This is a genomic window from Streptomyces sp. NPDC059201 (assembly GCF_042754585.1).
GTDB lineage: Bacteria > Actinomycetota > Actinomycetes > Streptomycetales > Streptomycetaceae > Streptomyces.
Genome location: NZ_JBHZBB010000001.1, coordinates 231,145 through 253,954, shown reverse-complemented (window position 1 = coordinate 253,954; position 22,810 = coordinate 231,145). Strand labels below are relative to the sequence as shown.

General features: G+C 71.2%; 17 protein-coding genes. 11 read left to right on the top strand and 6 right to left on the bottom strand.

Annotation, left to right across the window (positions count from 1 at the left end):
- The first annotated feature begins 75 nt into the window (after positions 1-75).
- A complete protein-coding gene (locus tag ACFXMG_RS01120; RefSeq protein ID WP_383813553.1) occupies positions 76-492 on the top strand; it encodes a PPOX class F420-dependent oxidoreductase in 417 nt (138 codons plus the stop codon).
- Positions 493-1,190: 698 nt separating this feature from the next.
- Here ACFXMG_RS01120 and ACFXMG_RS01115 read toward each other — a convergent pair.
- Positions 1,191-2,705 (bottom strand): MFS transporter, encoded by a 1,515-nt coding sequence (locus ACFXMG_RS01115; RefSeq protein WP_383813551.1) that lies wholly within the window; start codon positions 2,703-2,705, stop codon positions 1,191-1,193.
- 112 nt (positions 2,706-2,817) lie between these two features.
- Between ACFXMG_RS01115 and ACFXMG_RS01110 the strand changes: the two genes are divergently transcribed.
- Positions 2,818-3,342: a MarR family winged helix-turn-helix transcriptional regulator gene (locus ACFXMG_RS01110; protein ID WP_383813549.1), complete on the top strand. Its 525-nt coding sequence runs from the start codon at positions 2,818-2,820 to the stop codon at positions 3,340-3,342.
- A gap of 934 nt (positions 3,343-4,276) precedes the next feature.
- A complete protein-coding gene (locus tag ACFXMG_RS01105; protein WP_383813547.1) occupies positions 4,277-4,591 on the top strand; it encodes a hypothetical protein in 315 nt (104 codons plus the stop codon).
- Positions 4,592-5,161: 570 nt separating this feature from the next.
- Here the strand turns inward: ACFXMG_RS01105 and ACFXMG_RS01100 are convergent.
- The gene (locus ACFXMG_RS01100; protein ID WP_383813545.1) at positions 5,162-5,908 is read right to left on the bottom strand and encodes an NAD(P)H oxidoreductase; all 747 of its coding nucleotides are present in this window, start codon (positions 5,906-5,908) and stop codon (positions 5,162-5,164) included.
- Positions 5,909-5,952: 44 nt separating this feature from the next.
- Here ACFXMG_RS01100 and ACFXMG_RS01095 point away from each other — a divergent pair, with 44 nt between their 5' ends.
- Complete coding sequence (locus ACFXMG_RS01095) at positions 5,953-6,882, top strand: AraC family transcriptional regulator (protein WP_383813543.1); 930 nt, start codon at positions 5,953-5,955, stop codon at positions 6,880-6,882.
- A 119-nt stretch (positions 6,883-7,001) separates the two neighbouring features.
- Here the strand turns inward: ACFXMG_RS01095 and ACFXMG_RS01090 are convergent, their stop codons facing one another.
- Complete coding sequence (locus tag ACFXMG_RS01090) at positions 7,002-8,210, bottom strand: APC family permease (protein WP_383813948.1); 1,209 nt, start codon at positions 8,208-8,210, stop codon at positions 7,002-7,004.
- A 522-nt stretch (positions 8,211-8,732) separates the two neighbouring features.
- Positions 8,733-9,386, bottom strand: a complete 654-nt coding sequence (locus ACFXMG_RS01085; protein WP_383813541.1) for a hypothetical protein — start codon at positions 9,384-9,386, stop codon at positions 8,733-8,735.
- A 408-nt stretch (positions 9,387-9,794) separates the two neighbouring features.
- Between ACFXMG_RS01085 and ACFXMG_RS01080 the strand changes: the two genes are divergently transcribed.
- From ACFXMG_RS01080 to ACFXMG_RS01050, 7 genes are all read left to right on the top strand, one after another.
- Positions 9,795-10,541 carry a hypothetical protein gene (locus ACFXMG_RS01080; protein WP_383813539.1) on the top strand — a complete coding sequence of 249 codons (747 nt, stop codon included), beginning with the start codon at positions 9,795-9,797 and terminating at the stop codon, positions 10,539-10,541.
- 382 nt (positions 10,542-10,923) lie between these two features.
- Complete coding sequence (locus ACFXMG_RS01075) at positions 10,924-13,314, top strand: S8 family serine peptidase (protein WP_383813537.1); 2,391 nt, start codon at positions 10,924-10,926, stop codon at positions 13,312-13,314.
- A 210-nt stretch (positions 13,315-13,524) separates the two neighbouring features.
- The gene (locus ACFXMG_RS01070) at positions 13,525-13,998 is read left to right on the top strand and encodes a tyrosinase family oxidase copper chaperone (protein WP_383813535.1); all 474 of its coding nucleotides are present in this window, start codon (positions 13,525-13,527) and stop codon (positions 13,996-13,998) included.
- A gap of 35 nt (positions 13,999-14,033) precedes the next feature.
- Positions 14,034-14,915, top strand: a complete 882-nt coding sequence (locus tag ACFXMG_RS01065) for a tyrosinase family protein (RefSeq protein WP_383813534.1) — start codon at positions 14,034-14,036, stop codon at positions 14,913-14,915.
- A gap of 46 nt (positions 14,916-14,961) precedes the next feature.
- Entirely contained in the window at positions 14,962-15,633 is a 672-nt protein-coding gene (locus ACFXMG_RS01060; RefSeq protein ID WP_383813532.1) for a response regulator transcription factor, read from the top strand.
- Positions 15,634-15,638: 5 nt separating this feature from the next.
- The gene (locus tag ACFXMG_RS01055; RefSeq protein ID WP_383813530.1) at positions 15,639-16,940 is read left to right on the top strand and encodes a sensor histidine kinase; all 1,302 of its coding nucleotides are present in this window, start codon (positions 15,639-15,641) and stop codon (positions 16,938-16,940) included.
- Positions 16,941-17,154: 214 nt separating this feature from the next.
- Positions 17,155-17,943 (top strand): DUF4344 domain-containing metallopeptidase, encoded by a 789-nt coding sequence (locus ACFXMG_RS01050; RefSeq protein ID WP_383813528.1) that lies wholly within the window; start codon positions 17,155-17,157, stop codon positions 17,941-17,943.
- Positions 17,944-18,046: 103 nt separating this feature from the next.
- Here the strand turns inward: ACFXMG_RS01050 and ACFXMG_RS01045 are convergent, their stop codons facing one another.
- Together ACFXMG_RS01045 and ACFXMG_RS01040 are read right to left on the bottom strand one after the other, a co-directional pair.
- On the bottom strand, positions 18,047-20,482 hold the full coding sequence (locus tag ACFXMG_RS01045; RefSeq protein ID WP_383813526.1) for a LuxR C-terminal-related transcriptional regulator: 2,436 nt from the start codon (positions 20,480-20,482) through the stop codon (positions 18,047-18,049).
- Between the two features lie 335 nt (positions 20,483-20,817).
- Positions 20,818-22,650: a S8 family serine peptidase gene (locus ACFXMG_RS01040; protein WP_383813525.1), complete on the bottom strand. Its 1,833-nt coding sequence runs from the start codon at positions 22,648-22,650 to the stop codon at positions 20,818-20,820.
- Between the last annotated feature and the right edge of the window lie 160 nt (positions 22,651-22,810).

Here is a 22,810-nt window from a genome sequence, read left to right as displayed (position 1 = left end):
CACTCCTCGTCGTCGGGACGGACGCCACGTCGGTCGTGGCGGACAGGGAGTTAACTAACCAGTTATGCTATCGCGATGACAACCTCACCATCCGCCTCAGCGTCCTTACCGAGCAGCCTGGTTGAGCGACTGGCGGCATCCAGGTACGTACTTCTCACGACGTTCCGCCGGGACGGGCGGGCAGTGCCCACTCCGGTGTGGGTGATGAGGGACGGGGACTGTCTGGCCGTGTGGAGTGTGGCCGACGCCGGTAAGGTCAAACGGATTCGCAACAGCGGCCGGGTGACCGTCGCCCCCTGCGACTGGCGGGGGACCCCGAAGGGGGAGCCCGTGCCGGGTGTCGCCGACTTGCCCGCCGAGCAGGACACCCTTCACTACCCCGACCTGATGAAGCGCAAGTACGGTCTTGCCGCACGGGTCGGCTTGCTGGGCAGCCGATTCAAAGGGCCGGGGCACCGCACGGTGGGCATCCGGATCCGACTCGCGGAGTGACCTCGCGGCGCCCGTGCCGCGTGACGGTCACCGCCCTGGGGGCTTGGTCGGGCGGCCAGTGAACGACTCATGGAGGATGCCGCGTACGGCACCCACGGTCCGCCCCAGGCTCCGGGGAGGGGCGGCACGGTACGAAGCCCACTTCGACCCGACGCCTCGGAACCGCCCGATGAAACATCGACGCCATGGCGGGTCCGGCGGGCGGTGCGGTGACCGTCCGGTGGCGGTCGAGGATCATCAGGGTGCGCACGTTTTCGGCGAGCGCGACGACGGCTGGGGTGCGTACGGTGACGAACCGCGAGTGGTAGGCCAAGCGCTCTCCGAGGCTGCGGGGCGGCGCCCCGGGTGGGAGAGTGAGTTCGCCACGGGAGTGGTGGCGAAGGCTTGGAAGCCGTCCCACGCGGTCACTGAGGGCTGCTGTGCCTCTGGAGTGTCGGCGCCGCCGTGGCTGCTGCGGTTCCGGGCGGCCGGTCGGCTGCCGACGGGGAACTGTCGGCCGTAGTGACCACCATGGTTCGGCCTCGGCCTCGGCCTCGGCTTCGGTGTCCCATAGTCCGTTGGTTCCTATCCGCCTGCCTCCGCCGGCGTCGCCGCAGCCTGCTGCGGTAGGCGCCGTGTTCCGTTCCCGCGGTGCTGCGGGTGCGGCGCAGGAGCTGGGCGAGCCGGGGGCCTTGCCGTGTGCGGTCCCCGGCCGGGACTCACACGGTGAGGTGCTGCTTGGTGTCGGAGTCGTCGGCAGGCGTCTCAACGGCTACGCCGTGCTGCTCGTCTTCGGGGCGGCCCTTCGTGGGGAGCAGGAAGGTGATCGCGAGGAAGACCACCAGTAGGCACGCCTGGACGAGCAGCGCGCGGTGGAAGCCGCCGGTGAAGTTACCGGTCTTGGCCTGGGCGAAGAACACCGAGCCGAAGACCGCGACGCCGATGGAGCCGCCGACCGCCTGGACCGCCGACAGGACACCGGAGGCGGATCCGATCTCGTCGTCGTCGACGGCGGCCAGGATGAAGCTGAACAGGGCGGCGATCACCATGCCGGCGCCGACGCCCGCCACCGCCGTGCCGGGAACGATGTTCCAGATCGAGAACGAGGCGGCGTCGAGGCCGTCGACGCCGTCGAGCTCGAACCACAGCACGGCCGCGCCGGCCAGCTGGACGAGCGGTCCGATCTGGAGCACCTTGCGGCCGATCTTGTCGGCGAGGAACGCGCCGCTGATGGCGCCACCGATCGCGGTTCCCACCGCGAGGGGCAGGTTGCCCAGTCCCGCGTCACCGGCGGTGAAGTGCCGGCCGATCTGGAGGAACAGGGTCAGTACGAGCTGGGTGCCGATGAGTCCGCTGAAGAACAGGGCGATGCCGCCGAGTCCGACGGTGAAGGCCGGCTTGCGCAGCAGGCCCGGGGTCACCAGCGGCTCGCGCCCGGCGGCGGCCGTGCGGCGCTGCTGGAGGGCGAAGAGAGCGAAACCGATCATCGAGGCGGCCATGGACAGCCATGTCCACAGGGGCCAGCCGTTCTCCTGCCCCTGGTTGAGCGGCAGCACCAGCAGGGCGCAGGACGCCACGACCAGGGCGGCGCCGGTCATGTCGACCCGTACGGTGCGGTCGCCCGCCTTCTTGGGCACGAACTTCGCGGCGACGAGTAGTGCCGCGATGCCGATGGGCAGGTTGATCAGGAACACCGACCGCCAGCCCAGGTCGAAGAAGTCGCCTTCGATGAGGAAGCCGCCCAGGACCGGGCCGATGATGCCACCTAGGCCGAGGACGGGTCCGAAGATCGCGAAGACCTTGGTGAGCTCGGGGCCGGAGAAGTTCTCCCGTAGCAGGCCCAGGCCCTGGGGCAGCAGCATCGCTCCGGCGGTGCCCTGGAGCAGACGGAAGGCGATCAGCGACTCGATGTTCGGGGCGATCGCGCACAGCAGGGAGGTCGCGGTGAAGGACGCGAGCCCGATCAGGAACATCCGGCGCCGGCCGTAGCGGTCGCCGAGCCGGCCGCCGAGTACGAGCCCGGCGCCCAGGGTGAGGGCGTAGCCGCCGATCACCCATTGCAGTCCGACGGAACCGGCACCGAGGGACTTCTCCAGGTCCGGTCCGGCGACGTTGACGATCGAGGCGTCCAGGAGATCCATGATCTCCGCAACGATCATCACGGCCAGGATCAGCCACCGCCATCGGTAGGGCTCGGTCGTCTCGTCGGGGATGTGGGGGGACGGGTCACGCACGCCAGATACCTCCATGGTGAAGTAATTCCATGGTGAAGGTAAAGTGGCGAAGGTAGGTTGTCAAAGCGGGATGACCGTGCGGGACCGTGTGACAGGAGAGGAGGCCGGAAGCATGGAGGAAGCAGTGCGCGACGGTGTCGTGGAGCAGCGCGAACGGCTGATGGAGTCGCTCAGGATCTACGGCGGCCACTACGCCGAGCTCAGCCGGCGCTTCGCCTCCTGGCTGGGCCTGCACTCCACGGACGCGACCGCGGTTCTGCAGATCGCCGCGGCCGAGGAGCGCGGCACCCCCCTGTCGCCGGCGCGGCTGAGCGAGCGGATCTCCCTGTCCACGGGCGCCACCACCGCGCTGCTGAACCGCCTCGAAGCGGCGGGCCACATCACCCGGGCCCGCGAGCACTCCGACCGGCGCGTCGTCACGCTGCGCAGCGGCGGGCACATCCAGGAGAGAGCGGACGAGTTCTTCGGCCCGCTCGCCCACCGCCTCGACGCGGCGATGTCGCACTACCCGCCCCCATTCCTGGAACAGGTCGAAGCGTTCATGGCCGACCTGAACACCACCATGGACACCCACCTCACGGAACAGGACGCGGTGCCCCCGCGCTCCCCCCGCAACTCCGCTGGACAAACCCCCTGACCGGCTCTCTCCCGCCGCCCAGCCAGCCGCTTCTCGGCCCGCGCCCGGCCCTACGTACCAGGTGCAGACGCCGTTATGCCGGGCTGGCAGGGGCTCAACCTCCTCGTTACCGCCCTGGGGCGTGTCCGGATCTAGGGAAGGGCAGCAGCCCCTGGCCGGGACCGCTGGCAGCGATGTGTCGGGCCTTGGGGTGGGGAGGGGCGGGCGACGTCCTCGCCCTTGGTGTCGTGTCCCTCGGCGCGTAGCCAGGCCACGGCGGCGTCCAGGTAACGGGTGTTCCAGGGCGCCACTGTCTCCAGAGCGCCACCACCTTGAGGGCCAGCGCTCCAGGCTCGCCGCCTTCGACCCAGTCCGTACCGGGCCAAGCGTGGCCGGACGATGCCGTGGGACTGCGACGGGCGCACCCGGCCCAGACCGAACGCGCCGATCTCATCGACCTGCTCCAGCGACCGCCCGAATGCTGTCCCGGTTGTCCCCGTCGGCGGCCGACACAGCCCTCCAGCTCGGAGAACCGGGCGCCCTCCGTCATCACCAGTGTGGCCACCAGGTCCCCCGGGCAGCGCCGCGCCTCCACCCACACCAAATCGGCCATGCCCGGATCGAGGAACACGTCGCCGACCGCCCACCGCATACGCTCAGGGCTGTTCCCCGCGCCCCTGGGGATGGTCCTGACTACACCGCGCTCTTCGCCGATGAGTGCGGCTGCTCCCCGCACACGTGGGGATGGCCTTGGGGAGTTTTGGACGAGGCGCCCGAGCCCACTGCCCCGAACTCGACGCACTCACCCTGCATGTCCGGTCCTTCGTGACCATGCTCACCGACCGCCAGGGCCAGTGTCACCCCAGACCTGTAACGGGGGGGGGGGGGGGCGATGTGGGCGGCGCCGGGCCGCACAGACAGAATCGGCAGACTGTTGAGGGACGAGGAGGGGACAGTGCCCGATTTTGGGGCGGTGCTCGGGGCGGTGGGCCGGGGCGCGCGGGCGGTGGGCCGGTTGGTGTGGGAGGCGCTGAACTCTCCGACGGCGGCCGACGAGGACGACGCCCGCTCGGAGATAGACCGGCTGGCCGGATTCATCGACCGGGAGGTACCGGAAGAGCTGCAGGCGCGGGCGTGGGGCCTGGTGGTCGATGAGCTGCGCGTGGTCGACACTGCCATCGAGCGGATGGTCGAGGAGGTCAGGGCCGAGGAAGCGGCGGCGGCCGAGGATGACGAGCGGGACGACGAGGAAGAGTTGAAGACGAAGTGACCTGGCAGCCGTACCCCCAGCAGGGGCGGCCGTTCCCGCCGGCGGGCGCCCGGTCTGCATCGACATCGACAGCTCGGGCGGCGTCCCGGGTTTCACGGACTGGTTCTACTGCGACGGCGCACTGACTCTGCCTCGCGCTGAACGGACGCATGCCGTCTGCGCCTGCGGCAGGTTGAGCGACACGACGTACGCGATCGACTGGGACCGCGTTCCGGGCGTGCCACACCACGACGACACTCATCAGGTGGCCGCCGCGGCTGCTTCATCCTTGTGGTTGTGGCACTGCCCGCGGGGATCGTCCGCGATGGGGCGTCAGTTTCGGCGCGGAGTTCCGCTCCTGCTCACCGCGCCCGTGGGGATTGTCCTTTGCCCGTTCGGATGATGGCGACCCTATTCGGCTGTCTCGTCAGCCACTGGGCGGGCTCGCGGTCCGGACCGGTGGTGTTGACCGGCGAGGCAGCGCTCGGCCGGCGGCCGGGGGGAAGTGCGCCCGGGCGTCCGCCGGTCCGAGTCGGGGCGTCAGGGCCTGCGCGTACTGCTGCTGTGACGGCCCATGGGGTCCGCAGGGCGTCAGGCGGGGACGAGTTCGTTCGTGAGGAACTCGGCTACGTACTTTTCTGCGCGACGGTCGAAATCGGCGTACTGGGCTTCCCGTTCGGCGCCGGCGGTTGCTTCGCCTACCAGGAGGTTGCCTTCTGCGTCGATGCGCTGGGGGCGATCCTCCGCGTCCAGGAGCAGTCCTACGGTGGAGTGGGAGAAGCCGCAGTAGTAGGCGATGCCGTCGCTCAGGTTGGCCTCGAGGACGGAGTGCATCGACTCGGCGATGGGGTCGTCGGCGGTGGCGCCGGCCAGGGCGAGCCACAGCATGCGCTTGCCTGCCAGGCGGGGCTTGCTGCGGCCGTAGGCGAACCCGTAGTTCCATACGCGGTCGATCCATCCCTTGAGGACGGCGGGGACGCTCTGCCAGTACACCGGGAAGACGGCTACGACGACATCGGCGTCGAGGATCCGCCGCATGTGGGCGTGCGTCTCGTCCGAGTACGGCTTCTCCCGGTTGCCCCAGTCCGGCTGGTCCTCCACGTTCATCCGCGGGTCGAAGCCCTCGGCGTGCAGGTCGAGCAGGTCGATGCGGTATCCGGCGGCCTCGAGTTGGGCGGCCGCGCGGCGGGCGGTGTGGGCGGTGAGGGAATCGCTGCGGTGGTGGGCGACGACCACGAGGGCTGTCCTGGTGTCACTGCTGTGCTGCGGCACGGTGTCTCCCGAGGGCTCGATCGGTGCGGTGAGTCCAGTACAACCGCCCCGCTGTAGATGATCCATGGGAGAAACTCTCCAAGGCATAGGAGATCGTCTACAGTTGTGCTGTGGATCCTCTGAGTTCATTACTGAGCGGCATCCGGGCCGAGGGCTCGGTCGTCAGCCATGCCGTCCTGACGGCACCCTGGAGCATCACCTTCGCCGACGCCGCACCGCTCACCATGATCAGCGTGCTGCGCGGGGGCGGCACGCTGCTGCTGTCCGATGGGACCGAGCGAGCCATCGGCGCGGGCGACACGGCCATCGTCCGGGGCCCCGCGCGGTTCCGCCTCGCGGACGAGCCTGCCACTGTCACCCGTCCCCACACCGCGTACGAGATCCACTGCTTCACCGCGGACGCCGCGTGCGCCGACCAGGAACTCGACGGCATCCACTGGGGCACCGGCCCGGAGGCGGCGACCGCGCTGATCGTGGGCGCCTACCGCGCCTCGGGGCACCGCCACGAACGGCTCCTGCGCGCCCTGCCGCCCGTCCTGGTCGTCGCCGAGGACGCCGAGGTCTGCGCCTGGCTGGAGAACTCCGCCGCCGACGCCGCCCGGCTCTCCGCCGGTTCACAGGCGCTGATGGACCGGCTCCTCGACTGGGCCCTGGTATGCACGCTGCGCACCTGGTTCGACCGGGCGGGCACCGGCGCGCCCGCCTGGTACCGCGGCCTCGCCGACCCGGTCCTCGCTCCCGCCCTGCACGCTTTCCACAGGCAGCCCGGCGACAGCTGGACGGTCGCGTCGCTCGCCGCTCAAGCGGGTGTCTCCCGGGCACTGTTCGCCCGGCGCTTCACCGAGCTGATGGGGCGTCCGCCCCTCGCCTACCTCACCGAGTGCCGCATGGACGACGCCGCGGCACTCCTGGCCGATACCGATCTCAGCATCGCCAAGATCGCCAGGACCGTCGGCTACGCCGACGCCTTCGGCTTCAGCACCGCCTTCAAACGCCACAAGGGCCTCAGCCCCAGCACGTTCCGCACCACGGCGGCGTAGGTCAGGGCACGCGGCCACGAAGACACAGGCGTGCGCGCATCCGGGATCGGCGGGCTCCGGTGACTCGCTGTTGATTTCGATCTTGCTCGCATGAAATCACCGCTTGTACGAGGACGGCATCACAGGGCGCGTACGCGGCGCAGAGCGAAGACGGCGGCGCCGATCGCGAGAACGGCGGCGCCGGTGATGACCGAGGTGGAGGGGAGGGCGAAGGCCAGGATGAGGCAGCCTGCCAGGCCGATGACGGGGACGATCCGGGGCGGGCGGTTCTCGTCCGGGGAGAGGGTCCAGGCGGAGGCGTTGGCGATGGCGTAGTAGGCCAGGACGCCGAAGGAGGAGAACCCGATCGCGCCGCGGACGTCGGTGGTCGCGGCCGCGGTGGCCACGACGGCTCCGATGAGGAGTTCGGCCCGGTGGGGGACCTTGAACCTGGGGTGCACCGCGGCCAGGGCGTGCGGGAGGTGGTGGTCGCGGGCCATGGCCAGGGTGGTGCGGGAGACGCCGAGGATCAGTGCGAGCAGGGATCCGAGGGCGGCCACGGCAGCGCCGACGCGCACGACCGGGACGAGCCAGTCGGCACCGGCGGCCCGGGCGGCGTCCGTGAGTGGAGCCGTCGAGGCGGCCAGGCCGTCCGGGCCCAGGACGAGCAGGACGGCGACGGCGACGGCCGCGTAGACGGCGAGGGTGATGCCGAGGGCGAGCGGGATGGCGCGGGGGATGGTGCGGGCCGGGTCGCGGACTTCCTCGCCGAGGGTGGCGACTCGGGCGTAGCCGGCGAACGCGAAGAACAGCAGACCGGCCGCCTGGAGAACCCCGCCGAACGTCGCGTCCGACCCGACTTCGAGGCGGGCGGTGTCGATGGCGCCGGAGGTGAGTGCGGCGACGATGAGGGCGGCGAGGACGGCGAGGACGACGGCCACGATGATGCGGGTCAGTAGGGCGGACTTCTGCACCCCGGCGTAGTTGACCGCGGTCAGTGCCACCACGGCGGCGACCGCGAGGGCGTGGGCATGACCGGGCCAGATATAGGTGCCGACGGTCAGGGCCATGGCCGCGCACGAGGCGGTCTTGCCGACGACGAACGCCCAGCCGGCCAGGTATCCCCAGAAGGTGCCCAGGCGTTCGCGGCCGTAGACGTAGGTGCCACCCGAGGCTGGGTAGAGGGCGGCGAGGCGGGCGGAGGAGGTGGCGTTGCAGTAGGCGACGAGGGCGGCGAGCGCGAGGCCGATCAGCAGGCCGGAGCCCGCGGTGGCCGCTGCGGGGGCCAGGGAGGCGAAGATCCCGGCGCCGATCATCGCCCCGAGGCCGATCACCACCGCGTCCGACACCCCCAGGCGCCGCTGGAGTCTGTCCGGCACCCCGTGGGCGGGTGGGGGTGTGGGTGTGGGGATGCTGCTCACCGTCGTTGCTCCCTGTAGTTCCTCGCCTCAGGGTATGTGTCCTGTGGTTCGCGCAGACGATAGGGGATCGACTTGAACACGTCATGACCTGCCCCCCCGGACCTCTGGAGCGCGGACGCCGTCGGTCGTCGGCCCGGCCTGGGGAGTACGCCAGCGCCTGGAGGGTGGGCGGCGAGGTAGCCGCCGATCCCCGGAGGTGCGGGGAGGTGCCCAGACCGGCTGGGCTTGCAAGGACGGGGTCGTCTGTTCCGCGGTCGGGCGGGGATGCGCCCCCCCCGCGAGTCGGTGCCGGCGAGCGTGCCCTGTAACTGCGCCCCGCTCGCGTGGGGTTGATCCGTCGGTGCAGGACGGCGGTCCTGGTCTGCTCCTGGTTCGTTGGGGTGGTTCCGATTCCCGGAAGTTCGCCTGTGATTGCTCCGTGGTGGTGTCGGCGTGTTCGGGCGCCGGGGTTCAGAGGTGGGGGAGGGGGATGCGGAGGGGCGTGTTGTGGGTGGGGTCGTTGAGGATGATGACGGGGGTGGTGGGGGTGGTTGTGGTGGTGTGGGTGAGGGCTGTGTAGGCGTTGAAGGCCGGTACGGGGTCGGTGCGTCCTGTTTCGTCGGGGACTGGTGTTCCGTTTGGGTGGGTGAACAGGGCTCGTACCGGTTGTCGTGGCCATGGGTCGGTGAAAGGTGGCGCTCCGGGGCGCTGGGCCGCGGTGGCGACGATGTGTGTGCCGTGCGGGGAGGTGATGACCCCGTTGTGCCACACGATCCACTCCGTGTCCTCGTACACGACGGCGGGCGGGAAGGGCATGGCGAGGTTGGCCGCTGGGCCTTGGAGCGCTTTGAGCTGCTGCGTGTAGGTGTGTTTCTGGCCTGGCAGGACGACTTCGAGGTCCCATGTGCCGGCCGGCCCGTCTGCGGCGTCGGCCGGGAGGATCAGGTACGACAGACGCGGTACGCCGGGCCCGGCGTCTCCGGTCAGTTCGTCGGCGGTGACGTGGTGTCGGCGTTTGCCGTGGCCGGCGGCGACCTGGACGGGGTCAGGTGCCCGGTCCTCGTGCGCGGGGACGAACGATCCGATGAGCGTCTCGATGCCGAGGGGAGTCTGCGTGGCGGACATCCATACGGCCCCGGAACCGGCAGCCGGCCATCCTTCCGGCTCTGTCAGCCATCCGAACCCGAGGTGTGAGAACCCTGTCAGTTCGCGCATGCGAGTCGCACCGCCTCCGACGTGCCACCGGTCTGGTAGACGCCGTTCTCCTCGGCGTACTGGTGGGCGTTGGCCAAGACATTGCTGTGAAGACATTGCTGTGACCGGAGCGTTCGTCCTCGGATTGGTCTTGGACGGCCTGAGCACCGGATCCCGAACCGATGATAGCGATCACAGCGGTGGCGGAGAGGAATGCGAGGGCCTTCGTCATGATGCCGGGCAGAGCCGTGGGCCGAGAAGCCCGCTTCCCACGAACGCTGAATCCCTCGTCTTGTGCGGTGGTTCGTGCTCCTGGCGGCGTGGGAGATGATTCCCGGTATGACGAACGGCATGGCGGCGGGGGCGGGCGCGGGGCCGGGTGGTGACGGTGCTGATGCCTGGCGTGCGCGGTTGGGCTGGGCGTTTGGCCTCGTAGCGGACGGTCCCGCTGAGCGAGAGGCGGCACTCGCGCATCTGGATGGGGCCCGGAGGAATGTCCGGGTGGCTCTCGGCCGATCGAACGAGTTGTGGCATCTCACGCGGTCGCTGGGGCTGGAGGAGCAGTACCGGGATCCGGCGTTCAGGCGGGCGCGCGAGGTGTACGCAGAGATGTGTGGCCATTCCCTGCCCGAAGGGCTGTGGGTGGGCGAGGGCGCCCGCGGGCCGAGTCTGCCCTATGCGCTTCTCTTTCTGGAGTGGGAGGCGCGGTTTCCCCGCGAGTGGACCGCGCATGCGAAGGCGTGGGGCACGAAGGAGTCGCTCATCCGCTGCATGGCTGTCGCCGACCATGACCATGACCAGCCGACCAGGGCGAAGCTCGTCGAGCTCGTCGAGGTCGTCGTCCAGCGGGCCTACCGCTGCAAGGACCGCGAGTACGTTCGTGTGGCACGAGCGGTCGACGGTGAGGATCTCCGCCGCAGGCTCGGTGCGGCCGCCGCCTCGGACAACCCATGGGCACGACTTCACGCCGGATACGTCCTCTGGCTTCTCGATCGTCCCGAGGTACCGAACACGCGGCACGTCTGGCGCACGTGGGTCCGGGAAGAGTCCGGCGGGCACCATGGCTCCTCCGTTCCCCGCAGGTAGTTCAGGGTGACCGCAGGCGCTTACCCCCCTGCCACCCCCCTACACCGCCCCCGACAGCCGCCCCTCAGCACGCCTTGACCAGCGGCACGACATCGCGAGTTCACCTCAGGGACCGTCTTCTTTCCGTATCCGTGATTCCGCTTCCCTGATGGCCATGGGCGGCTCTTCGGCCCACAGTGATCGTCGCATCGGGGCCTGAGGGGGTGCCGGAGGAACGCCGCGGGCGGGACTCCCGTGGCACCCCGGGGCAGTGGCGGGCGCGCGTGGCGCTTGCCCACTGGCCGGTTCCGGTGTCGTGGGCCGGCGTCAGTTTCGCGTCGGTGCCGACTGATCGAACGTCTTCACCCGAGCCGTAAGAGGTCACTCCATGCCATCAAGATCCGTGCGACGCCGTACACGCGTCGCGATCACCAGAGCCCTGGTCGTCGCTGTCGCCGTCGGCGGCGCAGCCCTGGCCGTTCCGTCCGGCGCGTCCGGCGCCTCCGCCGAGCCTGCCCCGCGGCCGGGGCGCGCGCAGCTCGACGCGCTGCGGGACGGCGAGCTGTACGACCAGTTCATCGTCAAGTTCCGCGGCACCTCGCCGGCGGGTCACCAGAAAGCCGAGCGGGCCAAGGCGCTGCGGGAAACGGGGGCGAAGCTCGGTGTCGACGCCGCCGAGTTGCGTCCCGCGGCGGGCGCCGGCGTGGTGTTCCGTACCGACCGCAAGCTGGACGAGGGGGGTGCGGAGGGGCTGCTGCGCTCCCTGGCCGCGCGCGGCGACGTCGAGTACGTGGAACCCGACATCCGGATGCACGCGACGCTGACCCCCAACGACACCCGCTACGCGGAGCAGTGGCACTACTCGGAGAGGGCGGCCGGACTCAACGCGCCCACCGCGTGGGACCGGGCCGACGGCACCGGCGTGACGGTCGCGGTGCTCGACACCGGTGGTACCGCGCACCCGGACCTGGACGGAAACACGGTCGCCGGCTACGACTTCGTCAGCAGCGCCGCCGAAGCCCGCGACGGCAACGGCCGCGACAACGACCCGACCGACCAGGGCGACTGGACCGCTATCGGGGCCTGCGGCACCGACGAGCACGGGAACCCGGAACCGTCGTACGCCTCGGACTCCTCCTGGCACGGCACCCACGTGGCCGGCACGATCGCGGCGGTCTCCGACAACCGCCAGGGCGTGGCCGGAGTGGCCCGTAACGCCCGCATCCAGCACCTCCGTGCGCTGGGCCGGTGCGGCGGCACCACCTCCGACATCACGGACGCGATCATCTGGGCCTCGGGCGGCAGCATCCAGGGCATACCGGACAACCCCACGCCCGCCAGAGTGATCAACATGAGCCTCGGCGGGCCGGGCGCGTGCGGCGCCACGTACCAGAACGCCATCAACAGCGCGGTGAGCCGCGGCACCACGGTCGTCGTCGCCGCCGGCAACGAGAACGACGCGGCCGTCAACCACAGCCCCGCCAACTGTGCCAACGTGATCACGGTGGCCGCCGCCGACCGCCAGGGCAACCGGGCCGGGTACTCCAACTACGGCGCCTCCGTCGACGTCGCCGCCCCCGGCGGCGAGACCGACGACAAGACCCTCACGTACTGGCTGCGGGTCAGGTCCGACGAGACGGAGCAGATCGCCAACGACACCCTGCGGGTGGACCTCGTCGACTCCGCCGGCACCCGGATCCGGACCCTGGCCACCCACTCCAACCTCAACGCCAACACGGCCTACGTCCGCAAGAAGATCGAGCTCAACAGAGACCTGGCCTCGCGCGTCGGGCAGGACGTGAGCCTCCGGTTCACCAGTACCGAGAACGGCACGCTGGCGACCAGCTTCCTGATCGACGACGTGGCGATCAGCGACGGCCGCACGGCGAACGTGCTGTCCAACGGGGGCTTCGAGTCCGGCAACACCGACTGGACGGCGAGCAACGGCATCATCGACAACGACAGAGCGGCCGCCGCCCGCACCGGCGCGTGGAAGGCATGGCTCGGCGGGACGGCCACCGCCCGCACGGACACCCTCTCCCAGACGTTCCGGGTGACGTCGCTCAACGAGCAGAACACGATCCTGTCCACCTACAACACCGGCACCACCACGCCCGGCGCCGCCACCTACGCCTTCTCCCAGGGCACCAGCATGGCCGCCCCGCACGTCGCCGGCGTCGTCGCGCTCATGCGCGGCGAGAACGCCGACCTGACGCCCGCGCTGATGGAATCCCTCCTCAAGGAGACCGTGCGCCCGCTGGCGGGCACGTGCACCGACGGCTGCGGCGCGGGACTGGTCGACGCCGTCGAGGCCGTCGATGCCGCTGACGGCTTCCAGCAGCTCGCCAACCGCGGCTTCGAGTCGGGCAACACCGCCTGGACGGCGAGCAACGGCGTCATCGACAACACCACGGGTACCCCCGGCCGCACCGGCGCGTGGAAGGCGTGGCTCGGCGGGCACGGCTCCGCCCGTACCGACACCCTCTCCCAGCGGGTGACCATTCCGCAGGCGGCCACCCGGGCCAATCTGCGGTTCTGGCTGCGGGTCATGTCCGACGAGACCGGCACAGGCGCCTACGACACCCTGAGGGTGCAGGTCCTCGACGACTCCGGCGCGGTGCTCTCCACCCTCGCCACCTACTCCAACCAGAACCGGGGCACGACCTGGCTCAGGAAGAACTTCGACCTGAGCGCCTACCGGGGTCAGAGCGTCACCCTGCGGTTCACCGGCCAGGAGGACGCCAGCCTCAAGACCTCCTTCCTGGTCGACGACACCTCCCTGTCGACGTCCTGAACCCCTGACACCTCCTGACCCCATGACTCCGTGAGTCGACGCCGGGCACCCGTTGCGGTGCCCGGCGTCGCTCTGCGTCCGCACGGCCCCCCAACGCGGCCCCACCGGGGCCGCCTTGCTCCTTCGCCGGGTCGGCCTTCATCAATTCCTCACGTTCCCTCGTCCAAGATCTCTGCGCGTGCACCCCTCCCCTTCACGAAAGGCCCTGCCATGACCCGAAGTTCCCGCGGCCACCACGCCGCGGCCAAGACACGTCGCCGTTTCCTGGTGGGCGCGGTTGTGACGGTCACCGGGGCGGCCGTGGCCGCTCCGCTGGCCGTCGCGCGACAGTCCGGCGACGAGTCGTCCTCCGCGCACGACCACCACGCCTCCGGAGACCCGACGCACGTCGACGAGATCTACCAAGGGCGCCGCATCCAGGTCCGTACGATCCGCGACGCCGGCCAAGAGAGCCACGGGCAGCACGGGCAGCAAGGGCAGAACGGGCATAACGGGCACCACGCCACAGGCCCCGGCCCCCGGATCGAGGTACGCATCGACGGCAAGGACCTGCATGTGATGCGGAACGCCGACGGGTCCTGGGTGAGTGTCGTCAACCACTACTCCACCTTCGACACCCCCCGCGACGTCGCCCGCGCGGCCGTCGACGAACTCGACGGCGCGCAGCTCGTACCCCTCGACTGATCCGCACGAGACCCCGAGACGAGAAGAGACACTCCATGCGCAAGAACCAGGCGACGCTCACCGCCGCCGAGAAGACCGCCTTCGTCGACGCCCTGCTCGAACTCAAGCGCCAGGGCGTGTACGACAGGTTCGTCCGCACGCACGACGAGTTCGTCATGAGCGACTCCGACTTCGGGCCGCGCGTGGCCCACCGAAGCCCGTCCTTCCTGCCCTGGCACCGCTACTTCCTCATAGAGTTCGAGCGCGAGCTCCAGCGCGTCGCCCCCTCGGTCTTCCTGCCCTACTGGGACTGGACGGACGACCGCTCCCCAGAGGCGAGCCTGTGGGGCGAGGACTTCCTCGGCGGCGACGGGCGGGCCGAGGACGGACAGGTCACGAACGGCGCCTTCGCCGGAGACCGCGGGGCGTGGAACATCACCGACCGGGTGGACACGTGGACCTCTCTGCGCCGCTCGATGGGCGCCCGCGGCCGGACACTGCCCACCAGGCGGGAGGTGGATTCCGTCCTCGCCCTGGCGACGTACGACCAGCGGCCGTGGAACAGCAGGTCGCAGGGCTTCCGTAACCGCCTGGAGGGCTGGGTCGGGGCCAACCTGCACAACCGCGTCCATACGTGGGTGGGTGGCAACATGGTCAGCGGCACCTCTCCCAACGATCCCGTCTTCTGGCTTCACCACTGCTTCATCGACAAGCTCTGGGCGGACTGGCAGCGGCTCCACCCCGAGTCGACCTATCTCCCCCTGCGCCCGACGGCGGACGTCGTCAGCCTCCACGACCGCATGCGCCCGTGGAACACCGTGCGGCCCGTCGACATGCTCGACCACACGTCGTACTACTCGTACGACACGGACCCCGACACCGGCACGTCCCCCGACACCGACACGGACCCCGACACCGGCACGGACGAGGACGGGTGAGGGTGCGGCAAGGCCGTCCCCCCATGCCGAGGCTATGGTGACGCGTGTGCGAGTACTGGTGGTCGAGGACGACGAGAATCTGCGCTTCGGGGTGGTCGCGGCCCTGAGGGCCGCCGGTCTCGCGGTGGACGAGGCCGGTGATCTTCCCCAGGCGGACGAGATGCTGTTCGTCACCTCCTACGACTGCGCCGTTCTCGACCGGATGCTGCCCTCCGGTGACGCGGCCGCCTACGTGGAGAGGCTGCGGCGCGCCGGCCGGGACGTGCCCGTGCTGTTCCTGACCGCGCGGGACACCGTGGCCGACCGCGTGGAGGGCTTCGCGAGCGGTGGGGACGACTATCTGGTCAAGCCGTTCGCCGTACCCGAGCTGGTCGCCAGGGTACGCAGCCTGTGTCGCCGCGCCACGGCCGTACGGCCGCCGGTCCACACGGTCGGGGACCTGGAGATCGACACGGCCCGTCGGTACGTCCGCCGGGGCGGCGTGCTGCTCACGCTCACCAGCAGGGAGTTCGCCGTCCTGGAGGTGCTGGCCGCGCGCTCCGAGCAGGCGGTGCCACGCGGCGAGCTGATCGAGAGCTGCTGGGACGAGATGGCCGAGCCCCAGTCCAACGTCCTGGAGGTGCTCATCTCCCAGCTCCGCCGCAAGCTCGGAGACCCTCCGCTGATCCACACCGTCCGCGGGGTCGGCTACCGGCTGGCGTCCGAGGCCCCGCGGTGAGGGTCATGCCTCGCCTGTTCCGGAGGTCACGCGAGCTCACTCCCACCGGGCGGGTGCGGCGCCTGCGCCGGCGGATCACCGCGCTGTTCGCGCTGACCAGCGCCGTGGGCCTCGTCGCGATGGCCGTCCTGGCGGTACGCAGTGACGACGCGCGGTGGCGGGAGCAGCTCGACCACTCGATGGACGCCGACACCAGCTGGGCACTCGGCCTGCTGGAGACGGAGCCGGACGGGCGGCTGAACACCGACGTGCTCGTCGACACGATCGACACCGACTGCCCGCCGATGACTGTGCTCGTCGTGCCACCCGCCCCGAAGGCGGACCTGGTCGTCCATGAGGCGCCGCGCCGGCCGTGCCTGGACGTGAGTCCCTCCGTCGTCCAGGAGGTGTCCCGGGCCGTCGTGCGTTCCGAGGAGGCCAGGGGGTTCGACCGATGGACGACGGACGGGGAACCGGCGAGGGTGTTCGCCCTGCCGTTCTACGCACCCGACGCGGAGGAGGGCGAGGGGCCGGCGGGGGTGTTGGTCACCGTGTCCGGATCGTCCGCCGAGCGGGCGGACCACAACCGTCTGAGGTGGGTGGTCACCGGCGGATGCGCCGTCCTGGTGCTCCTGTCGGCGGCGGTCGGCCACCTGCTGTCCGGGTGGGCGATCCGCCCGGCCCTGACAGCGCTGAGACGACAGGAGGAGTTCCTCGCGGACGCCGCCCACGACCTGCGGACACCGGCGGCCTCGGTGCGGGCGCTCGCCGAGACGGCGTTGCGGGGGGACACGGACAGCACCGAGGTGCTGCGGCGCACCCTGCGGGTGGCGGAGGGCATGGGCCGTCTCGTCGACGGACTGCTCACCCGGGCACGGCTCATGTCCGGTACGGAGACGATCGCGCGGGAACGACTGCGGCTGGACCAACTGGTGGAGGCGGTCGTCGCGGACACCCCGGCGGAGGGACACCGGGTGACGGTACGCACCGAGGAGGCCGTGCTGGCCGCCGATCCGGACCTGGTGCGCCGGGCGGTGGCGAACCTGCTGGGCAACGCGCTCGCCCACGGTCACGCGCCGGGTGTGCCGGCCGACGTGCTGGTCACCGTCGCCCGCGACGGCACGGTGACGGTCGACGACGCCGGCCCGGGGCTGCCGCCGGAGGTGGCGGGCGCGCTCTTCGAACGGTTCCGCAGCGGGTCGGGGTCGACGGGCCTGGGGCTCTCCATCACCTCGTGGGTCGCCCACGCACACGGCGGGAGCCTCGTCGCCGACCGCGGTGAACGCGGCGGAGCCCGCTTCACCCTGCGCCTGCCCACCGGCGACTGAGGGCCCGCGCCGTCGCACGGGCGACGACTTACTCGCGTATCCGTATCTGTCGTGGCGCTGATTGTCCGGGCGGGTGAAGACGCGCACTCTGCACGGACCAATCGTTGCCGCGGGAACGGAGCGAGCCGTGGAAAATTCAAGTGCGTCGACAGGTGGTACGGGTGCCCGAGGGCGGAGGCGCCCGCGAGGCGGCGGGGTGTGTGCGGGGGTGGTCGTGGGGGCGGTTCTCCTCGCGTTCCTGCCGCACTCCGGGCTTCCGGTCGCGGAGGCGTCCGCGCCCGTCGCTCTGGCGGAGACCGCCGCGGACGACGTGGGTTTCGTCTCCACCTACGAGGAGGCCGATGCCGAAGACGTCGACGAGCAGGAGTTCCTGGAGGATCGCCGGCTGCTCGAAGGGGTGGCGAAGGATCTGAACCGGCAGCTGGTCATCCCGGCGACCATCAAGCTGACCGGAACGTCCTGCGGCCACACCGACGTCGGCTACATCGCCAAGCAGTCGAAGATCGAGGTGTGCTACGAGTACGTCGCCGAGGTGCGCGACCTGTTCGAGAAGGACGGCGACGAGAACGTGGCGAAGAAGACCTCCGGCGTACTCACCGAAACCCTCTACCACGAGGCGGCGCACGCCCTGATCGACAAGCTGAAGCTGCCGTTCACCGGCCTGGAGGAGCAGGTGTGCGACCAGTTCGCCGCCTACCAGCTCATTCCGCAAGGGGCCACGGGGCAGGAGGCACTGCTCGCCTCGGCGGAGAACATGACCCTCATGGCGCCGAGGCCCGAGAAGACCGACTTCTCGGCCACCCACCCGCCCTACCCCTTGCGGTCGGCGGCCTACCGGTCCTACCTCTACGGCGCTGACCCCGAGCGCTGGGAGCACCTGGTCGACGGCGCACTCCTGTCGCGGGACCGATCGGCGTGGTCGGAGGAGGAGTACCAGCACCTGCGACGGGGCTGGTCGAACGTGCTGAAGCCGCACGTGGAGACCGCGGAGCAGGGCGCGTAACGCGTCGTGGTCGATCTGTAGGGATCACCCTCGCCACAGAGCGGGAGTTCGTCGGGCCGTACCTGCCGGGTGGCGAGTACGGCCCGTACTCCCGGTTGCCGCGTCAGCGCCCCGCCAGGGCGCGCCGCGATTCGGCGCCGAGCTTGCGCAGGGCGCGGGCGACGTGCTGTTCGACGGTGCGGGGGGAGAGGTGGAGGGTGTGCGCGATCTCGCGGTTCGTCAGGCCCGCGCCCGCGAGCTGCGCGACCTCCCGCTCGCGTGGTGAGAGCTCGTTCTTGTAGGCGGGCCGTCCTCGCGCGCGTCGCTTCTCGGGCCGGTGGGCCCGCAGCACCGCCCGTGCCCGGGCGGTGTCCCAGGTGGCGCCGAGCTCGGTGTACTGCTGCACACAGGCGTCCACTTCGCGGACAGCCGCGGTGACGGCCGGATCGTCCAGGCCCGCGCCGGCGGCCGTGGCTGCCCGCAGAGCGCACCGGCCGGCGCCTTCCACGGTCTGCGCGTGGGCATAGGGGTGGGGCATGGCCGCGTACGAGGCGGCGGCTTCCCGGTACAGCCGCTCGGCGTCATGGGGCCTGCCGTCGCATTCGGTGAGTACGGCCTCCGCCCAGGTGAGCGAGGCCGAGGCGGCGGGGGCGTCCCGTCCCTCGAGTCCGGCCTCCAGCGCGGCCACCATCTCCCGCGCCGCCCGCACCCCGTCCACCAGGGCCACCGCTTCCACGGCCCAGGGGGCCAGATCCGCCGCCCGCACCCAGATCTCCTTGGCCGCCATCCTCCTCCAGGCCGTACGAGCCCGCTGCGCGGCGGCCGGCAGATCCCGGCGGGCGAGCGCGAGGCGCACCAGCGCGCCGGCCATGGCCATCTCGTGCTCCTGGTCAGGGACGGTTCCCTCCTCCCCGGAGAGCAGGGAGTCCGCCCGCTCCCATCGGCCACGGGCCACGGCGAGAAGGCCGAGCACCATGCGGATCTCTTCGCGGAACCGTGCCTGCTGGGTGTTCTCGGCGGTGAAGGACTCGCACATCTCGGCCAGCCCCTCCCACCGCCCCGTGCGCCAGCGCAGCACCAGCCCGGTGGCGCGGCCCGCCTGCTCGAGGAAGGTGTCCCCGCTCCGGGCGGCGAGCTCCCTGCCCTCGGACAGCAGCGGCTCCACCCGCTGGTGGTAGCCCAGCCACATCGCGGCGTCGGCCAGGTTGCACAGTCCCTGGGCGCGCTGACCACGGATCTCCGGACGGTCCGGAGGGAGCGTCCTCATCCGCTCCCAGCCCCGCGGGTCGCCACAGGTCAGGTCGAGTACGGCGTGGGTGTACGCGACGAACGCGCCCGCCACCTCGTCACCGCTCGCGGCCGCGGCGTCCTCGGCGCGTGCCATCCAGGCGCGGTGGGTCGCCAAGGTGTGGTGGTCGGCGGGTGAAGGCACCGCGAGCGCGACCATCGCCCGGGCCGCCCGGTCGGGCTTCGGGCCGCGCAGTTCGTGGGCGGCTCGTTGCAGTTCCACCCAGCCGCGGTCCCCCCACACCACCTGGTTGCGCAGCAGCAGCCCCAGAGCGAGCCGTATCTCCCCGCGCACGACGGCGGGCAGTGTGTCGTGGGCGACCATCTGGGAGAGCACGTGCACCGACTGCTCCACCCCCAGGCCCATCACCGCGCTGCGCGCCAGCATCAGGGCCAGCCGGGCCCGGTCCTGTCGCGGCACGAGCTCGGAGGCCAGGGTCTGCTCCAGCAGGGTCGCCGCCTCCTGGTGCCGACTGGCGTCGGCGGCCTCCCGCGCGGCCTGTTCGACCGCGCGCAGCCATCCCCGCACCCGGTGGCAGGCCCTGCGGTGCCGGGCCAGGGCCGGCCACGGCACCAGGCGCCGCCGCGCCAGCACGTCCGCGGCACGGCCGTGCAGGTCCTGCTGGAGGGGCCACGGCAGGCGTTCCCGTACGGCGAGGGCCGCCAGCGGGACGGGGAGGACGTACCGGCTCTCACCGTCCCTGGCCAGCACGGCACCGGCGACCGCGTCGTGGAGAGCATCCAGGCCACCGCGGTCGTCCGGCAGCCCGGCCACCGCGAGGAGCTCACGTCCGGTGGCCGGTTCGTCCAGGACCGCCGCCGCCCACACGGTCCTGCGGGCATCGGCCGTCAGGGCCGCCGTGCGGCTCAGGACGAGCTCCGCCAGGCGCACCGGCACTCCGGCGGCGTCCACGTCCGCGGCCGTACGGCGTCGCGGGCCACTGTCCCGCAGGGTCGAGACCAGGTCCGCCACGACCTGGGCCACGCCGCCCGACCGCTCGTGCAGCCGTGCCACGGCCTCGGGCGAGCAGTGTTCCCCGAGGGCGCCGACGGCGGTCCGGCGCACCTGTTCGAGCGTCCACGGCTGAACGTGGTGGCGTACCACCACCATGTTCGCCGGGTAGGGGACGGGCCGGGGGCCCAGCGGCAGCCCTGGGTGGGGCAGCTCTTCGGGGCGGTAGGACACGACGGTCGCGAGGCCCGAACGAGGGTGCCCCAGCAGGTGGCGCAGGCGCGACTGCCCCTCGGTGTCGCTCCGTTGCGCATCGTCCACCAGAAGGAGAAGCGGCCCGCTGTCCGTCGGCAGTCGAGGGAAGGGCTCTCTGCCGCACCGCCACGTCACGTGCGGGGTCCGCGCGAGCTCAGGGTGTCGGGCAAGGCGTCGCAAGAGCCACGTCTTCCCCGTTCCGGCGGCGCCCTCCACCCACACCAGCAGGGGGTCGTGACCGTCCTGGGTCAGCGTCCGTACCAGTCGCTCTTCCCAGAGCGCCTCCGTGACCATGGGATCTCCGTAACTACCGGTCGAAAAGGGTGGAGCGGGGGTTCCCGCCGGTGCCCGGAGGGGCCGCCGGCAGAAACCCCCGCCGAGAGGTCAGCGTGTCCGCAGGGTCAGAACGTCAGACTCCAGGAGTCGAGGTGGCCGGTGTAGCCGCTGTAGGCGTCGGCGACGCGCAGCGTCCAGGTGCCATTGGCCGGCACGGTGGAGGCGTCCAGGGCGTAGGTGGTGATCAGGTCCTTCCCGGGCTCCTCGTAGGTGGCGTCCTTCAGAGGCCAGGCGGCGCCGTCGGGCGCGACGAGCTCGAGGGTGAGGTCGCCGCGGTAGGGGTGCTTGATGTCGACGGCGAGCTTCAGGTTGTCGGGGCCGCTGCCCTGTCGGCCGCTCACCTGGATCGTGGAGGTCGTCCAGTAGATGCCGGCGTCCGGGATGGCGACGTCGTCGGTGTTGGTGAAGACGTTCGTGCCCGGCGTGGGGGTGGGGGTCGGATCGGTGCCACCGCCCTTGCCGAGGGTGGCCGCGGCGTCGGCCAGGCCCGCGCCGCAGCCGCCGCCGCAGGAGCCGGGCAGGGCGCGGGCGTTGTTCTTGACGGCGGTTTCGACGTCGCCGGGGGTGATGCCGGGCTTCGCCTCGTACAGCAGGGCGGCGAGGCCGGCGATGTGCGGGGCGGCCATGCTGGTGCCCTGGTACGCCTTGTAGGTCTCGCCGGCGGGTGCGCGGGTTCCGGTGTCCACCGTCGACAGGATGCCGTCGGCCGGGCGGACGTTCGTCTCGCCGCCGGGGGCGGTGATGTCGACGGCGTCGCCGTAGTTGGAGTAGCGGGCCCGGTTGCCCTCGCGGTCGCCGGCGGCGACGCTGATGACGTTGTCGCAGCTGGAGGGGGTGTAGTTGCCGGCGTTGGCGTTGCTGTTGCCGGCGGCCACGACGACGGTGGTGCCGCGGCCGACGGCGCTGTTGATGGCGCTCTGGGTGCCCTGGTCGCAGGCTCCGTCGCCGCCGAGGCTCATGTTGATGACGTGTGCCGGAGTCGGGTTGTTCGGCACGCCCTGCACGGTGCCGCCGGAGGCCCAGGTGATGGCGTCGATGATGTCGGCGGTGCTGCCGCCGCACTTGCCCAGGACGCGCACGGGCTGGATCTTCGCGTCGTAGGCGACGCCCGCGATCCCCTTGTCGTTGTTCGTGGCGGCGGCGATGGTGCCCGCGACGTGCGTGCCGTGCCAGGAACTGTCGGTGTCGCCGGCGGGTACCGGGTTGCCGAAGCGGTCGGTGCCGCACTCGCCGCGGGTGAGCCAGTCACCCGGGTCGGCGGCGTCGCCGTCCCGCCCGTCGCCGTCGTTGGCCGTCTTGGTGCTGGAGATGAAGTCGTAGCCGTCGACGATGTTGGCGGCGAGGTCGGAGTGCGCGACGTAACCGGTGTCGATGACCGCGACCTTGATGCCCTTGCCGGTGGCCTTGTCCCACGCGCCGGGCACGTTCATACCGGCGGCGGACTCGAACAGGTCCCACTGCCGGCTGTAGAGGGAGTCGTTCGGGGCGGCGGCGGTGGCGTACATGCGGGCGTCGGGGACGACGTACGCGACGTCGGGGTTGGCCTTGAAGGCGGCGATGACGGCGTCGAGGTCGTTCTTGCCCAGTGCGACCCCGAGGTCGATCAGGGCGGCGCCGGTGCCCAGGCGGCGGCCGAAGTCCGCCGACAGGCCGGCCTTCTTGGCCGTGGCCTTGGCGTTCTTCTCCGCTTCGGCGTTGGACCTGGAGGCGCCGGACTCCGCCTTGTAGCCGACGATGAGGCGTTCGGGCGCCACGGACGCCACGGCATCGGAAGCGGGCGGGGCGGCCGGGGCGGTCGGGGCGCTGGGCGTGGCGAGGGACGGTGTCACCGCCGCGCCGAGGATGGTGGCCGCTGTGGCGGCCACCAGGGATATGCGCAGGGGTCGGAAACCGGTCACGGTTCCTGCCTTTCGCGGATGGGCTCCCGGGGGAGGCTCGGTTCATGTGGGGGAGGGGGGAGCACAGACGGAAGCCGCAGCGGCGGCGAGCGTGCCAGTGGTGTGGCACGCCCGTGTCCGATGCCGGCGGATCCGGCTCCGTACCGCCCGGCCACGATGA

What these genes read in the sequence shown, in the direction of transcription:
- ACFXMG_RS01120 (WP_383813553.1), top strand. Translation starts at nt 76, where the DNA reads ATGACAACCTCACCATCCGCCTCAGCGTCCTTACCGAGCAGCCTGGTT.
- ACFXMG_RS01110 (WP_383813549.1), top strand. Translation starts at nt 2,818, where the DNA reads ATGGAGGAAGCAGTGCGCGACGGTGTCGTGGAGCAGCGCGAACGGCTG.
- ACFXMG_RS01100 (WP_383813545.1), bottom strand. Translation starts at nt 5,908, where the DNA reads ATGGATCATCTACAGCGGGGCGGTTGTACTGGACTCACCGCACCGATC.
- ACFXMG_RS01085 (WP_383813541.1), bottom strand. Translation starts at nt 9,386, where the DNA reads ATGTCCGCCACGCAGACTCCCCTCGGCATCGAGACGCTCATCGGATCG.
- ACFXMG_RS01080 (WP_383813539.1), top strand. Translation starts at nt 9,795, where the DNA reads ATGACGAACGGCATGGCGGCGGGGGCGGGCGCGGGGCCGGGTGGTGAC.
- ACFXMG_RS01070 (WP_383813535.1), top strand. Translation starts at nt 13,525, where the DNA reads ATGACCCGAAGTTCCCGCGGCCACCACGCCGCGGCCAAGACACGTCGC.
- ACFXMG_RS01065 (WP_383813534.1), top strand. Translation starts at nt 14,034, where the DNA reads ATGCGCAAGAACCAGGCGACGCTCACCGCCGCCGAGAAGACCGCCTTC.
- ACFXMG_RS01055 (WP_383813530.1), top strand. Translation starts at nt 15,639, where the DNA reads ATGCCTCGCCTGTTCCGGAGGTCACGCGAGCTCACTCCCACCGGGCGG.